This window comes from Arthrobacter sp. Y3221159 (genome assembly GCF_059089885.1).
Genome location: NZ_JBNHFC010000008.1, coordinates 161,732 through 176,518 on the forward strand (window position 1 = coordinate 161,732; position 14,787 = coordinate 176,518).

Genomic DNA, 14,787 nt, shown 5'->3' on the forward strand with positions numbered 1-14,787 from the left:
GCGTATTGTGCGGGGGCCGCCTTACACAGGACGGCCACAAGGAAAAACCGACGACGGCACAGGGTTGAACCAATAGGCTGGATCCAGCGTTGACAACAGCGTAACCACCGCTTGAACTCCGTGATCCCTATGACGAAACGAGAGCCTTATGAGACCCACCGTGCGCAAGAGCGTTTATGCCGGTATTGCCGGCCTCTCCCTCGCGGGAACCGTGGCAGGCTGTGCGCCGTCCGCTACCGAAACTGCTCCGGCCTCCACCGGCGGAAACGCTGCCGAAACCACTGCTGCACCATCACCGAACGCGTCCTCAGTGGCCGGCAGCGGCTCAACGTACAAGGACGGGACATACAGCGCGGACGGGAACTACGTCTCGCCCAACGGCACCGAGACCGTGGGCGTCCAGCTCACCCTCGCTTCGGGCACGGTGAAGGACGTCCAGATCACCCAGCATCCCTCCAACCCCAACACCCGCAAATTCCAGGGCGAGTTTGCCGGCGGCATCGCGGCGCAAGTAGTGGGCAAGAACATCGACGAGCTCAGTGTTTCGAAGGTGGCCGGCTCTTCACTCACCAGCGGCGGCTTCAACCAGGCAGTGGAACAGATCAAGTCGGAAGCCCGGTAGGCGGTGCCGGGAGGGGACGTGGAGGGCATATCGTTCGAGGGCATCGGGACGCATTGGGAAATTTCGTCCTCCGTTCCGCTGGGGCCGTCCCTGACGGAGCGCATCCTGGCCAGGGTTGAAAAATTCGACGCCGACTGGTCCCGTTTCCGCAGCGATTCCCTAGTGAGTGCCATGGCACGGACACCGGGCCGCTATAGCTTTCCGGACGAGGCCGGACAACTCGGGGAGCTGTACCGGACCCTCTACGAGATCTCTGGCGGGACCATGACTCCCCTGATCGGCGCAAGCCTCGAGCGGCTCGGTTATGACGCTGTGTACTCGCTGCAGCCGGCCGATTCCCCGCTGCCCGCTCCAGCCTGGGACGACGTCCTGGAATGGAACGGAACATCCATCACCACCAGCGCTCCCCTGGTGCTCGATGTCGGCGCCGCCGGGAAGGGGCTGCTGGTGGATCTGCTGGCGGCCGAACTGGAATCGGCGGGCGTTGATGCGTTCGTCGTCGACGGCAGCGGAGATCTCCTGGCACGCGGCCCGTCCCCCGTACCGGTGGCTTTGGAGCATCCCTACAATCCGGACCAGGCCATTGGGGTGGTCCAACTGGCAGGGCGCGCACTGTGCGCTTCCGCTGCCAACCGGCGGGCCTGGGGTGACGGACTGCACCACGTGCTGGACGGAACCACCGGCAAGCCCGTCCAGACCGCCGTCGCCACCTGGGCCCTGGCGGAGACAGCCGTCCTTGCCGACGCGCTGGCCACGGCGCTCTTCTTTGTTCCCGGCGCGCACCTCCAGGAATCGTTCGATTTCTCCTGGCTGACCGTGTATTCGGACGGCAGTGCGGGCTACTCCGAAGAATTTGAAGGGACACTGTTCACATGAGCCCTGTCGGAACCCCTCATGCCGGTTCTGCCGCATCTGCCACCGGACGGATGGATACCCTGCTTGGCAGGTTCACCATGTACCGGCTCATCCTCCTGGTACTGGCAGCCCTTGCCGTGTACAGCCTGCTGCTTGAGGTACTGGGCTGGCTGACTTTCGGAATCCCGGAGATGCTGGCTCACCTGGCCTTGTGCCTTGCCCTGACCTACGCCTCCAACCGGGCCCTGGCGGCGCTGTTCCGGGTACGTCCGCACTCGGAATCGTCACTGATCACCGGGCTGCTGCTCTACTTCCTTTTCTGGCCTTCCTTCCAGCCGTTGGACGTAGCGGGGGTCGCCCTGGCATGTGTGCTGGCGTCGGCGTCCAAATACGCCCTTGCCTGGCGCGGCCGGCACATCTTCAACCCCGCTGCCGCGGGAGCCTTCGTCGCCGGCCTTACCGGGCTCAATATCGCCACCTGGTGGGCAGCGACGCCTGCCATGCTGTGGCTACTGGTCCCGGGCGTGCTGCTGGTCCTTTACCGGACCAGGAAAGTCCTGATGGCTTCGGTGTTCACCATCGTGGCGACGGGCATCATCACCTTTGAGCTGCTCAGGGCCGGCATGACTGCCGGGATGGGCATCTACCAGGCCCTGGCGCAACGGCCGGTGCTCTTCTTTGTCGGGTTCATGCTGACCGAGCCCCTGACGCTTCCGCCGCGGCGGTGGCAGCAGCTGGCGCTGGCCGCCGTCGTCGGCGTTGTCTTTGCGGTCCCCTACAATCTCGGATTCATCGCGAATTCCCCCGAGGCGGCGCTGCTGCTGGGCAACTTCCTTGCCTTCCTGGTGGGCCAGCGGGGCGGTGTGAAGCTGCGGTTTGCAGGAAGCCGGAGGCTGACCCCGAGCACCACGGAATTTTCGTTCGAGCCGGCCAGGCCGGTGCGCTTCCTTCCGGGGCAGTACATGGAACTCGACCTGCCGCATGCCAAGTCTGACGGGAAAGGACGACGGCGGGTGTTCAGCCTGACAGGTTCGCCTGCGGAAGGCCTCGTGAGATTTGGCGTCCGGACCGCCGAGCCTTTGTCCGCGGCCAAGAGGGTGCTCCTGGGGCTGAAGCCCGGCGACGAGGTAACGGCCACCTCGGTGGGCGGTGACTTTGTCCTCCCCGGCGACCCCCGCAGACCTGTACTGCTCATTGCCGCCGGCATCGGGATCACACCTTTCCTCTCACACTTGAGGTCGGAAGGGCTCCGGGAACGTGACGCCGTCTTCCTCCTACTGGCCAGGAGCGCCAACGAGATCGCCTATGCTGACGAACTTCGTGCTGCAGGCATCCGGGTCCTTGTACGCCTCGCGGACGGTTCGGAGCCCCCGCCGGAATTTGGCGCTGTTCCGGCCGGAACACCCCGGCTGGACCCCGAGGGATTGAGGGCCCTGGTTCCGGACATTGGCAGCCGTGAAGTGTATGTCTCCGGCCCGCCCGCCAGCGTTGCCTCACTCCGCCGTGCCGCGCGGAAGGCAGGGGCCCGGCGGGTGCACGTGGACTCGTTCTCCGGCTACTGAGGCCACGGTTCCATGTGCTCCTCGCCTGTTAGCGACGCCGGAGCAGGACAGGTTTTCCCTTGGAGCCCACCTTCCTGCTAAGCTCTAGGACGTCCCGCCGGGAACGGCAGGAAATCCGGATTGCCCTCGTAGCTCAGGGGATAGAGCGTCTGCCTCCGGAGCAGAAGGTCGTAGGTTCGAATCCTATCGAGGGCACCATCAGAAGCGGCCCGGTCACTGACCGGGCCGCTTTCGTTTTTCCAGTTAGTTTTTCCGGGCAAGCTCGCAGCGGGCACCACATTATTTTTGCCGGGGTAAGCCCGTGAACATTTGTTTGCCTGGTTAGCCCGTGGTCATTAATGGTGGCTCAACGCGGCTTCCTCAGCCTCCAACCACAGCAGGCAGTCCGGGAACGTGGTTTTCGCTGGATCGTATCCGAGCAATTCAGGATCATCCGGGAAGCCAGCACCATCAAAGATTTCCGGGTCCGGCACGTCCGCGTCTGTAATTTCGACGTCACCCCATTCCAACCACGGCGGACACACCAAGTCTTCGTCTGCTTCATGCGTGCCGGCCGCAGCTGCTGCGGGATAGCGCTCGTCCGTAGCAGCAGCCAGAACCACTTGCTGTTCATCAGTGGCAGCAGCTCGCCAGCCGCGCTTTTTAGTGGCAGACCAGCCCGGCCCGGGGTCACCAGGTGCTGTGCCGTCACTCAGCAGGGCAGCCAGGTCGGGCGGCAGCTGTGGTGGTTCCCAGCCTGGATGTTCGCTGGCGTAGTGGCGGCCGGTGGGTGAGGTCCAGCCGGGTGGTTCGTTTTGCGTTGCTTCCGTAGGCTTCCAGCCGCTGTTGTGTTTGACCCGGTGGTGTTTTGGGCAGAGTTGTGCCAGGTTGCTGATGCCGGTGGTTCCGCCGTGTTGCCAGGCTTGAAGGTGGTCGGTGTCGTTATCCGGGGAGTTGTTGTTGCAGCCGGGAAAGGTGCATTTGCCGTCCCGGAGCCGGAGCGCTTGTTTCATTGCTTTGGTGATCCGGTAGCTGGTGCGGCCGATTTCCAGCGGTGCACCGTCCCGCGGATCGACGAGGACGCGGGTGAAGGAACTCGCTCCGTCGACGAGGAGTTTGCGGGCCATGGACGCCGGGATCGGGCCGTACCCGTCGAGGATGGCCGGTTCGTCCGTCACGCCGAACAGCGCCAACGCCGGGACAGTGACAAGCACATCCGCCCGCGGCACCGGAACCTTCCCAACCCCCGAGTCAACCGCAATAGGCGTGGTTGCCAAGTCCTTGCTGGTGCCGTCATTGCGGTGCAGGATCCCGGTGAGGTCTTCGGGGATGCCAAGGACTGCTGCGGGTTCGTCGGACCCTTCAAGCGTTGCGTACCCGATGAAGTCGTTCGGGATCTGTTCGCTGGCGCTGCCAGATTCGGTGGGACAGGCCGCGTCCCCGCCGCCGGACTGGGCGGGCGCGAGGAGGCGGTTGGCGACGATATCGGCGCAGAGCTGCGGCAGGGTGCGGATTTCGGTGGGTCCCTGCAGGCCGCGCGCGGTAGCCCTTGCCCTGTTCCAGATTCCTGTGGCGGTATCTGCAGGGAGGTACGCGGCGATCCAGGCCATCCCGTCACGGTCCCGGTGGAACTCGACCCGCCGGTCGGCCACGGACTTCGCGTGGCGTTTCTGGATCGACTCGGGGTGGTGGCGTTCCCGCCAAGCCCTGACCTTGGCCCGCAGCCGGGACGGCACGAGCCCGGTGGCGGGGCAGCCCCTGGCCGGGTTCGGTGCATCCGGGTCCAGGAAATGATCCGCCAAAGCCACGGCGGCGGGATGGTCCAGGGCCTCGGTTTCGTCGGCGATGATTTTGGCCTGCTGCCAGGAGAGGGCCCCGGTGGACAACGCCCCGTACACGGAAGGGAGAGAGCAGACCTGTCGGGCCTGGGTGACGAACGCCCCTGCCGCGCCTGAACTGATGGTCAGGACCCCTGCGATCTCCTCAATGGTCGAGATCTCCTGAAAGATCCGTGCCTGAACCGGAGCGTCCGGCGGGGTCATAGCCTGCTGGAGTTCAACCGATTCGGCCGCGTCCCGGGCCTTGAGCGCGGCGACCTGGGCTTCGAGCCTCGCCAGCTGGCCCAGCCGTTCCAGGCGGAGTTCATAGGCACGCTGCAAGACGTTCATCCCTTCGCCGTCGACGGGATTTCGCAGCTGCGCATCTTCAAGGAACAACGCGTCGAGGGCCGCGACAGAGGCATGAATGCCTGCCATCTCCGCTGCCGTCAACGTGCCGTTTTCCATACCCACATCATCGTGCGGGGGTGTGACATTCTTCGTGCATCCCGCTCAAGGCGGCGATAACCAACAAAGCCGGTCGGCCGTCGTCGTGCTTCTGCGTGCTACCGCCACCCACGCGAAACGGCCCGTGCCGCGTGTGCTGGCACCGATTGTCAGAGCCCCCTCGTAGTCTGAATTGACCTAGTTGAGGGGGTACGCCATGCACGTTCCGTTCTGTTCCATCGTCCCGCCCTACCTGCTGCGGCGGCTGGCCCGGCAGGATGCTCCGCAATATTCTGCGGCTGCCCGGGCCGCCAGGGAGGCCCTTGGCCACGTCGGCTCATTCCAGGCGTCCCGGACCCAGGCATTGCCCGATCTTCCTTCTGGCGTGCGCCTGGCGAAGCCAGGGCCGTCCAACCGGACCATTTACGATGCCGACGGTTCGGAGACCCTGCCGGGAAGGCTGGTGCGCAAGGAGGGCGAACCCGGGACGGGAGATGCCGCAACCGATGAAGCCTACGACGGACTGGGACACACCCACCGCCTTTATGCCGACGTTTTTGGCCGCAACTCCATCGACGGCCAGGGAATGCGCCTGGATGCAACCGTGCACTTCGGCAGGCTCTATGACAACGCTTTCTGGGACGGCACCCAGATGGTCTTCGGCGACGGCGATGGTGAAGTTTTCGAGCGTTTTACGGCATCCTTGAGCGTCATCGGCCATGAACTCGCCCATGGAGTAACCCAGCACTCCGCCGCCCTCGCTTACCGGAACCAGGCCGGCGCCCTGAACGAATCGATGTCAGATGTTTTCGGCGCCCTCGTGGAGCAGTACGTGAAAAACCAGTCCGCGGCCCAGGCCAGTTGGCTGATCGGCGAGGGGCTTTTCACCGCCGAGGTGGAAGGAAGTGCCCTGCGCTCCATGAAGGCTCCCGGAACGGCGTACGACGACGATGTGCTGGGTAAGGACCCGCAGCCGGACTCCATGGACTCCTATGTCAGGACCAGCGCGGACAACGGCGGGGTCCACATTAATTCTGGTATTCCCAACCGCGCCTTCTACCTCGTAGCGGAATCCCTGGGCGGGAACGCTTGGGACTCCCCCGGCCGCATCTGGTACGAAACCCTGACGGGCGGATCCCTGCCTGCCACAGCCACATTCAGCGTCTTTGCGCGGGCCACCGCCGCTGCCGCCGTGGAGCTCTTCGGTTCCGGCTCACAAGAGCATGACGCCGTGCGGCAGGCGTGGGAAACTGTGAAGGTCAAGCATTAAGGGATGCCTGGTTGCCGGACTTTCAGCCGCCAGGCTGCGCGGAAGCCCAGGAACCAGGCCATGAAAATCAGTGTGGAACGCACAGGTGGGATTGCCGCGATGACGCGGGTGTGGACCGTAGATGCGCGCTCTAAAACGGCAATCAACCAGTGGGAGCCGATCGTGGAAGCCTGTCCGTGGGATGCCGTTCCCCGGACACCGCGGGCGGCCGCCGAACAGTTTGTTGGAAACCAGCCTGACCGGTTCATCTATTCAATCCGGGCCGGGGACAGGCGGGCGGCCCTGCCTGAACGGGCAGTGACCGGACCTTGGCGCGTGCTCGTGGAGCGGACCCGTGCAGCAGCCCAGGAGTCCGGGAGTGGGCAGGGCACGAATAATCCGGGCAGCAGGGAATAGGCCGCCCAATCCAGGCCCGGGCAATACTCAAACCAGATCGCGGGCTGTAGCTAGCCCGCCTCGGCCAGCTGCCCCCGGAATGCCCGGCGGTAGGACTGCGGGCTGGTGTCGAGGACCTTGGCGAAGTGGTGCCGCAGCAGGACCGGATGGCCAAACCCGGCTTCCCGGGCAATCTCATCGATGTTCAGATCGGTCGATTCCAGCAACTCCTGGGCCCGGAGTACCCGCTGCGAGTTGAGCCAGGCCGCTGGTGTGGCACCCGTTTCCGAGCGGAACTTCCTGGCGAAGGTCCTGGGAGACATGTGAACCCGGGCTGCCAGCTCGTTGACCGTATGCTCACGGTCCAGGCTCTGCACCATCCACCGCAGCAGTTCTTCCATGGGCGCCGAGCCGCAGGTGGGCATGGGCCGGTCGATGAACTGGGCCTGGCCGCCGTCGCGGTGGGGCGGAACCACCATGTCACGGGCAATCGCGGCGGCAACGTTGGCCCCCAGCTCCAGCCGCACCAGGTGCAGGCAGGCGTCGATCCCGGCAGCGGTTCCGGCAGAGGAAATGATATTGCCGTCCTGCACATAAAGGACATTCTCATCCACCTGCACGTCCGGGTAGGCCTCGGCCAGGTCACGGGAGTAATGCCAGTGGGTTGTGCAGCGGCGGCCGTCCAGCAGGCCTGCGCGTGCCAGCGCGAATGCTCCCGAGCAGATCGATAAAACCCACGCACCCCTGGCGTCAGCGGCGCGGAGGGCAGAGAGCACAGGCTCCGGCATCTCCTGGTCCCGCCCGAAGGGAGCCATGATCACCAGGTCCGCATCTTCGGTGGCTTCCAGTCCGTGGCTAACGTTCATGGACAACCCCGACTTCATGGGCACGTTGCCCGGTTCGGGCGTGCAGACCCGAAAATCAAAGGCGGGGACTCCACTGCCCCGGGCAGACCTGTCGATTCCGAACACCTCACAGGCCGTCCCGAATTCGAAGATCGAAAAGTTGGGAACCACAATCACCGCTACCGATTTCAGCATGCTTCCATTGTGGCAGGAATTTTCGCTTTTTGGGCATTTCTGCCACTGTTGTGTATGTGCCGTGAAGAGAAGCATGGAGCCATGGAAATCTTCGCAACCATCACCGTCATCCTGCTCCTCCTCCTCGCTGCAGCCACCATCGCAGCCCTCCTGCGCGACGGACGGGGCCACACCCCTCCCGTCAGCTCCCATGAGGAATGGTCCGCCCTGGACCTTCCCAGCACCAGCTATACGCTCCGCATCTTCTAGCAAGCCCGTACCGCAAAGAACGCCGCAGGCAGTCGAACCGGGGGTGCCGGCCTCGCCGCAGTAGACTGTCTGCAGCCATGACTTTGCATATCTCCTATCCCGCCGAGCTGCCGGTCTCCGAGCGCCGCGAGGACCTGATGGCGGCAATTGCCGCCAACCAGGTGACCATCATTGCCGGCGAGACCGGCTCCGGAAAGACCACCCAGATTCCCAAGATGTGCCTGGAGCTCGGCCTCGGCGAGAACGGGCTGATCGGCCACACCCAGCCCCGCCGGCTGGCAGCGCGCACGGTGGCCGAGCGCATTGCCGAGGAGCTCGGCGTCGAGATTGGCCAGGAAGTTGGTTTCCAGGTCCGCTTCACCGGCGAGGTCAGCAAGGCAACCAAGGTGAAGCTGATGACGGACGGCATCCTGCTGGCCGAAATCCAGCGGGACAAACTGCTCCGCAAGTACAACGCCATCATCATTGACGAGGCCCACGAGCGCAGCCTCAACATCGACTTCATCCTCGGTTACCTCAAACGGATCCTGCCGCAGCGCCCGGACCTGAAGGTCATCATCACCTCGGCCACCATCGACCCCGAGCGCTTCGCCAACCACTTCGGCACTGAGGAAGAGCCCGCGCCCATCATCGAGGTGACGGGCCGCACCTACCCGGTGGAAATCCGCTACCGCCCCCTGACCCAGCCCAGGGCGGACGACGAAGAGGCCTCCGACGACGAACTCGAGGAGGACCGCGACCCGCTGGATGCCGTGTGCGACGCCGTCGACGAGCTGGCCAACGAGGCGCCCGGGGACATCCTGGTCTTCTTCTCCGGCGAGCGCGAGATCCGCGACGCGGCCGAGGCGCTGCAGCCCCGCATCCAGTCCAACCGCCGGCTTGCAGGCACGGAAGTGCTCCCGCTCTTCGCGCGCCTGAGCCTGCAGGAACAGCACAAGGTCTTCCATCCGGGCAGCAAGCGCCGGATCGTGCTCGCCACCAACGTGGCGGAGACGTCGCTTACCGTGCCCGGCATCAAGTACGTCATTGACACAGGAACGGCCCGCATCTCCCGGTACTCGCACCGCACCAAGGTCCAGCGGCTGCCCATCGAACGCGTCTCGCAGGCATCGGCTAACCAGCGGTCCGGGCGCTGCGGCCGTGTTTCGGACGGTATTGCCATCCGCCTGTATTCGGAGGAAGACTTTGGGTCCCGGCCGCGGTTCACGGATCCCGAAATCCTGCGGACCAACCTCGCCGCGGTCATCCTGCAGATGACCGCCATGGGCGTGGCCCGCGGCCCCAAGGACGTGGAGGACTTTCCGTTCGTCGAGCCTCCCGAAACACGGGCGATTAACGACGGCGTCACGCTGCTCCGCGAACTCGGCGCCCTGGCTGCCCCGAAGCCGCAGAACGCGGAAGGTAACGGCAGGAGCGGCAGCGGCCTCACCGCCGTCGGGCAGAAACTGGCCCAGCTGCCCGTGGACCCCCGGCTGGGCCGAATGATTGTGGAGGCGGGCAAGCGCAACTGCGTCCGGGAAGTCATGATCCTGGCGGCGGCGCTCACCATCCAGGACCCCCGCGAGCGTCCCACGGACAAGCAGCAGCTGGCGGCGGAGAAGCACAACCGGTTCAAGGACGAGAATTCGGACTTCACCGGTTACCTGAACCTCTGGAACTACCTGCAGGAGAAGCAGCAGGAGCTGTCCTCGTCGGCGTTCCGCCGCCTGTGCCGCAGCGAGTTCATCAACTACCTGCGGGTGCGCGAGTGGCAGGACCTCTTCGCCCAGCTGCGCCAGCTGGCGCGTCCGCTCGGCATCAGCCTGGACAACAAGCGCCTGGCGGACCCGGTGGGCAACCATGACGGGATCCACATCAGCCTGCTGTCCGGGCTCCTGAGCCATATCGGCATCCTCGATGAGCGCAAGCGCGAGTATGCCGGCGCCCGCGGCAGCCGGTTCGCAATCTTCCCCGGGTCCGCCCTCTTCAAGAAGTCCCCCACCTTCGTGATGGCCGCCGAACTCGTGGAGACCAGCAGGCTCTGGGCACGGGTGGCTGCCAAATTCGATCCCGTCTGGGCGGAACAGGTGGCCCCGGAGCTGGTGAAGCGCACCTACAGTGAGCCGCACTGGTCCACCCGCCAGGGTGCGGTCATGGCCTACGAGAAGGTCACACTTTACGGCGTGCCCATCATCGCCCAGCGGCGCATCAATTACGGCCGGGTGGATCCGGTGGTTGCCCGCGAGCTCTTCATCCGGCACGCGCTGGTGGAAGGCGACTGGCGCACGCACCATAAGTTCTTCCACCGCAACCGTGCGCTCCTGCAGGAGGTGGAGGAGCTCGAGGCCAGGATGCGCCGCCGGGACCTGCTGGTGGATGATGAGACGCTGTTCGAGTTCTACGATGCCCGGATTGGCCCGGACGTGGTGTCCGAGCGACACTTCGACAAATGGTGGAAAGAGGCCCGGAGACAGAACCCGGACCTGCTGGACTACGATAAGTCGCTCCTCCTGAGCGATGACGCGGATGACCTGGACGAGTCCGCCTTCCCCAGGACCTGGCTGCACAAGGGTTTTGAGCTGCCGCTGAGCTATGAGTTCCATCCTGTGGCCCCGGGGTCCCCGCCCAATCCGTCCGACGGCGTCACGGCGGAAGTGCCCGTCCTTTTCCTCAACCAACTGGACGACGCCCCGTTCCGCTGGCTGATTCCTGGCCAGCGCGTGGAACTTGTCACCGCGTTGATCAAGTCGCTGCCCAAGCAGATCCGGAAGAATTTCGTCCCGGCACCGGACGTTGCCCGGCAGGCAGTCGCCGTCCTGGAATCGGACTTCGATCCCGCCAACGACGAGCTGGAACCGTCGCTGGAGCTGGCCCTTCGGCGGATCCGCGGCGCCATTATCCCGCCTGGGTCATGGAACTGGGACGCCGTGCCCCCGCACCTGCGCGTCAGCTTCAAGGTGGTGGACAGCAAGGGCAAGGTCCTGGAGGAAGGCAAGGACCTTGCAGCCCTCCAGGAACGGCTTGCACCTGCGACCCGGCGCGCAATTGCGGAGTCACTGGGCGCCACCCCCGCGACGACTGGTCCCAAGAACACTACTGCCGGGGGCAACGGACCGGGCAGAGGCAAGACGGACGACGGCGGCACGCCCCGGCTGCCCTCATCGGGCAAGGGAGGTCCGGCTTCCGCGCCTGCCGGCTTCGTGGAACAGGACGGCCTGACGGAGTGGAACTTCGGGGCCCTTCCGCGGGAAGTCAGCAGCATGGTGAAGGGACACACTGTCACCGGGTACCCCGCACTCGTGGACCAGGGCACCTCCGTGTCGCTGCGGGTCTTCCAGACACCGGAGGAACAGCTCGATGCCATGCGCGGCGGCGTGATCAGGATGCTGGCCCTGCGGGTTCCGTCGCCGGACCGCTATGTGCTGGAGCACCTGAGCAACACGGAGAAACTGACGTTCAGCCAGAACCCGCACGGCTCAGTGTCCGCACTGATTGCCGACTGCGCCCTCGCGGCCATCGACAAGCTCACCCCAGCAGAACTGCCCTGGGACAGGCAGGCCTTCGATGCCCTCTACGAAGTGGTGCGGGCGGAATTGATCGACACCGTGTTCAGCGTGACCGCGGTGGTGGAACGCATACTGGCTGCCACCCGGCGCATCGAAAAGCAGCTGAAGGGAACCACCAGCCTGGCCCTGATCAGTGCCCTCAACGACATCAAGAGCCAACTGGAGCAACTGGTCTACCCCGGTTTTGTGGCACGCACGGGCTACGCCCAGCTCAGCCAGCTGCCGCGGTACCTCACTGCCATCGAGAAGCGGCTTGAACGGTTGCCGGGAAACGTGCAGCGGGACGCAGTGAACATGGCCGTGGTGCAGCGGCTGGAGGACGATTATGACGATGCCGTGGCGGCGCTCCTCCCCGGACGGCGCGCCGGCCGCGAGTTGACCCAGGTGCGCTGGATGATCGAGGAGCTCCGGGTGAGCCTTTTCGCCGTCGAACTCGGAACGGCCTACTCGGTGTCCGAAAAGCGCATCCGCACGGTACTCAACAAGGCCCTGGCGCCGGCCTGACGACCTTAAAACAAAGATGTCCCGGCCCGGGCCGGGACATCTTTGCGGGTTAACTGGCGGGAACGAACTCGCCCCAGCCGGCGTCCCGCAGCCCGCGGCGCAGTTTCTCCGCGTTGGCATCCAGGACGGCGGGATCAGGATTCTGGTCCGCGGAGGCGAAGCTGAAGTCCGCCATGCTGCGTGAGGGCCATACGTGCACGTGCAGGTGGTTGATCTCGTAGCCCGCCACGATGAGCCCGGCCCGCGGGGCGTCGAAGATGTCCACCTGGACGGCGCCGATCCGGCGGGCCACCTCCATCACCCGTGCCAGGGTCTCGGGTGACGCATCAGTCCAGCGGTCCACTTCCTCGGTGGGGACCACAAGGGTGTGCCCATCGGCCAGGGGCCCGGTGGTGAGGAAGGCGGACACATCGTCCTCCCGCCAGACGAACCGGCCGGGAATTTCGCCGTTGAGGATCCTGGTAAAGAGCGTGCTCATGCGTCTGCCTCCTTGGCGGCTGCCTGCAAGGTGCTGGTGTCCAGCACGAACCGGTACTTCACATCTCCTGCGACCATGCGGTCATAAGCTTCGTTAAGTTGGCCGGCGTCGACCATTTCGATGTCGGCAACCACGCCATGCTCGGCGCAGAAGTCCAGCATCTCCTGCGTTTCGGCGATTCCGCCGATGAGCGAGCCGGCGTACGCGACGCGGCGGCGGATGAGGGCGCGCGGGTTCACCGGGGGCATGGCCTCGGACGGCAGGCCCAGCTGGAACAGCGCACCGTCCACGCGCAGGGTGCGGAACAGGGGGTTGAGATCGTGCGGGGCGGCAACTGTGTCGATGATGACGTCGATGGTGCGGTTCGCGGCGGCCATCGCATCCTCGTCCCGGGACAGGACAACCTCATCGGCTCCCAGTTCCAACGCGGCGGCCACCTTGGATTCCGACGTTGTGAACACCACCACCCGGGCACCCATGGCTTTGGCCAGCTTGACCGCCATGTGCCCCAGCCCGCCCAGGCCCACCACGCCAACAACATCGCCCTCTTCGACGTCGAAGTGCCGCAACGGGGAGAACGTGGTGATCCCGGCACAGAGCAAAGGCGCGACGGCGGCCGGGTCCAGTGACGTGGGCACGCGGACCACGTAGCGGTGGTCCACCACGATGGAGGTCGCATAGCCACCTTGGGTAACCGCGTCACCATTCCGGCGGTCGACGGCACCGTAGGTGCCGGTCATACCTTTTTCGCAGTACTGCTCCAGGCCATCCAGGCAGCTTTCGCACTCGCGGCACGAATCCACGATGCAGCCGACGCCCACCCGCTCGCCCACGGCAAGACCGGTGACGGCTGAGCCCACCCGGCTTACGGTTCCCACGATCTCGTGGCCGGGCACCAGCGGATAAGTCTGCCCGCCCCACTCCCCGCGGGCCGCGTGCACATCCGAGTGGCACAGGCCGCAGAACTCGATGGCAATTTCGACGTCGTCCGGGTTGGGCGCGCGCCGGGCCACGGTCAGCGGGACCAGCCCGCTGCCAGGGGACACGGCACCGTACGCAGCGGCAAGGGTGCCGGCGCCGGCGTACGGCAGGATTGGTGTGGCAAGGGGCGGCGGTACGGGACGTCCTGGGGTCATAGTCAGACGCTACCGTTGGGGCCAGCCAACTTTCCAGCCGGGAAAGATCCGCCGCCGGGATCAGCACCGGTGGCCACGGGCAGCTGCGCATTGTTGGACCACTCCGAGAATGAGCCGGCGTACAGCGCCGCACTGAACCCTGCCACTTCCAGCGCCGCCACCTCGTGCGCCGCGGTCACCCCTGAACCGCAATAGACAGCAACCGGCATCCCGTCCCGGACGCCCAGCGCCTCGAACCTGCTTCGCAGCTCGTTAGCGGGAAGGAAGCGTCCGTTTCCGTCCACGTTGTCCGACGTCGGGGCGCTCACCGCCCCGGGGATGTGGCCTGGCCGGGGGTCGACGGGCTCCACCTCGCCGCGGTACCGCTCCCCCGCGCGTGCATCGAGCAACACTCCGCTGTCCGGCCAGGCGGCGGCAGCACCGGTGTCGAGCCGGGGCATTCCGCCGTCCGCCAGCACCACATTTCCGGGCTCAGCCACCACCGGGCCCTGCTCCACCGCAAGGCCTTCGGCACGCCAGGCGGCCAGGCCGCCGTCGAGCAGGTAAACCTCCCGAAGCCCGGCGTTCCTTAACATCCACCAAGCCCTCGCGGCAGCCATATTGGCAGTGTCGTCGTAGGCGACCACGACGTCGCCATTGTTGATCCCCCAGCCGCGCGCCGCAGCCTGGAAGTCCTCCGGCGCCGGCAGTGGGTGCCGTCCCCGCGCCGGAACGGGCGGCGCAGCAAGCTCGGTGGCAAGGTCCACGAAGACGGCCCCCGGCAGGTGTCCGCCGAGGTAGTGCTCATGCCCCAGCGGATCTCCCAGCGCCCAGCGGACATCCAACAGCACTGTGCGCCGCCCGGCCGCAATACGGTTGCTCAGCGTGGTCAGGTCCATCAGGGGGTTCATCGGGCTCCTTCGGGGTGG

12 protein-coding genes and 1 tRNA gene are annotated in these 14,787 nt (G+C 65.6%); 8 read left to right on the plus strand and 5 right to left on the minus strand.

Annotation, left to right across the window (positions count from 1 at the left end; genetic code table 11):
• Nucleotides 1-148 precede the first annotated feature (148 nt).
• The 4 genes from AC5RT3_RS10430 (at nucleotide 149) to AC5RT3_RS10445 (ending at nucleotide 3,237) form a co-directional block, all read left to right on the plus strand.
• A complete protein-coding gene (locus tag AC5RT3_RS10430) occupies nucleotides 149-622 on the plus strand; it encodes an FMN-binding protein (RefSeq protein ID WP_494050764.1) in 474 nt (157 codons plus the stop codon).
• 3 nt (nucleotides 623-625) lie between these two features.
• Nucleotides 626-1,498: an FAD:protein FMN transferase gene (locus AC5RT3_RS10435; protein WP_494050765.1), complete on the plus strand. Its 873-nt coding sequence runs from the start codon at nucleotides 626-628 to the stop codon at nucleotides 1,496-1,498.
• Nucleotides 1,495-3,039, plus strand: coding sequence for a ferredoxin--NADP reductase (locus AC5RT3_RS10440; RefSeq protein WP_494124084.1), 1,545 nt, complete (start codon nucleotides 1,495-1,497; stop codon nucleotides 3,037-3,039). Before AC5RT3_RS10435 ends, AC5RT3_RS10440 begins: the two co-directional genes overlap by 4 nt.
• A gap of 122 nt (nucleotides 3,040-3,161) precedes the next feature.
• A tRNA-Arg gene (locus AC5RT3_RS10445) sits at nucleotides 3,162-3,237 on the plus strand.
• A 137-nt stretch (nucleotides 3,238-3,374) separates the two neighbouring features.
• Here AC5RT3_RS10445 and AC5RT3_RS10450 read toward each other — a convergent pair.
• Nucleotides 3,375-5,303, minus strand: a complete 1,929-nt coding sequence (locus AC5RT3_RS10450) for an HNH endonuclease signature motif containing protein (protein ID WP_494124085.1) — start codon at nucleotides 5,301-5,303, stop codon at nucleotides 3,375-3,377.
• A gap of 196 nt (nucleotides 5,304-5,499) precedes the next feature.
• Here AC5RT3_RS10450 and AC5RT3_RS10455 point away from each other — a divergent pair, with 196 nt between their 5' ends.
• Nucleotides 5,500-6,552 (plus strand): M4 family metallopeptidase, encoded by a 1,053-nt coding sequence (locus AC5RT3_RS10455; protein WP_494124086.1) that lies wholly within the window; start codon nucleotides 5,500-5,502, stop codon nucleotides 6,550-6,552.
• 60 nt (nucleotides 6,553-6,612) lie between these two features.
• Nucleotides 6,613-6,948 carry a protealysin inhibitor emfourin gene (locus AC5RT3_RS10460; RefSeq protein WP_494050769.1) on the plus strand — a complete coding sequence of 112 codons (336 nt, stop codon included), beginning with the start codon at nucleotides 6,613-6,615 and terminating at the stop codon, nucleotides 6,946-6,948.
• Between the two features lie 50 nt (nucleotides 6,949-6,998).
• Here the strand turns inward: AC5RT3_RS10460 and AC5RT3_RS10465 are convergent, their stop codons facing one another.
• Nucleotides 6,999-7,967 carry a GlxA family transcriptional regulator gene (locus tag AC5RT3_RS10465; protein WP_494050770.1) on the minus strand — a complete coding sequence of 323 codons (969 nt, stop codon included), beginning with the start codon at nucleotides 7,965-7,967 and terminating at the stop codon, nucleotides 6,999-7,001.
• Between the two features lie 81 nt (nucleotides 7,968-8,048).
• On the opposite strand from AC5RT3_RS10465, the gene AC5RT3_RS10470 reads away from it, so the two are divergent.
• Together AC5RT3_RS10470 and hrpA are read left to right on the plus strand one after the other, a co-directional pair.
• Nucleotides 8,049-8,216: a hypothetical protein gene (locus AC5RT3_RS10470; protein WP_009356890.1), complete on the plus strand. Its 168-nt coding sequence runs from the start codon at nucleotides 8,049-8,051 to the stop codon at nucleotides 8,214-8,216.
• Between the two features lie 77 nt (nucleotides 8,217-8,293).
• Nucleotides 8,294-12,265 carry an ATP-dependent RNA helicase HrpA gene (hrpA, locus tag AC5RT3_RS10475; RefSeq protein WP_494124087.1) on the plus strand — a complete coding sequence of 1,324 codons (3,972 nt, stop codon included), beginning with the start codon at nucleotides 8,294-8,296 and terminating at the stop codon, nucleotides 12,263-12,265.
• Between the two features lie 49 nt (nucleotides 12,266-12,314).
• Here the strand turns inward: hrpA and AC5RT3_RS10480 are convergent, their stop codons facing one another.
• The 3 genes from AC5RT3_RS10480 to AC5RT3_RS10490 are packed head-to-tail and all read right to left on the minus strand — an operon-like array spanning nucleotide 12,315 to nucleotide 14,769.
• Nucleotides 12,315-12,743 (minus strand): HIT family protein, encoded by a 429-nt coding sequence (locus tag AC5RT3_RS10480; RefSeq protein ID WP_494124088.1) that lies wholly within the window; start codon nucleotides 12,741-12,743, stop codon nucleotides 12,315-12,317.
• Nucleotides 12,740-13,879, minus strand: a complete 1,140-nt coding sequence (locus tag AC5RT3_RS10485) for an NAD(P)-dependent alcohol dehydrogenase (protein ID WP_494124089.1) — start codon at nucleotides 13,877-13,879, stop codon at nucleotides 12,740-12,742. The genes AC5RT3_RS10480 and AC5RT3_RS10485 overlap by 4 nt, the downstream gene beginning before the upstream one ends.
• Nucleotides 13,880-13,881: 2 nt before the next feature.
• Nucleotides 13,882-14,769, minus strand: a complete 888-nt coding sequence (locus AC5RT3_RS10490; protein WP_494050774.1) for a sulfurtransferase — start codon at nucleotides 14,767-14,769, stop codon at nucleotides 13,882-13,884.
• Between the last annotated feature and the right edge of the window lie 18 nt (nucleotides 14,770-14,787).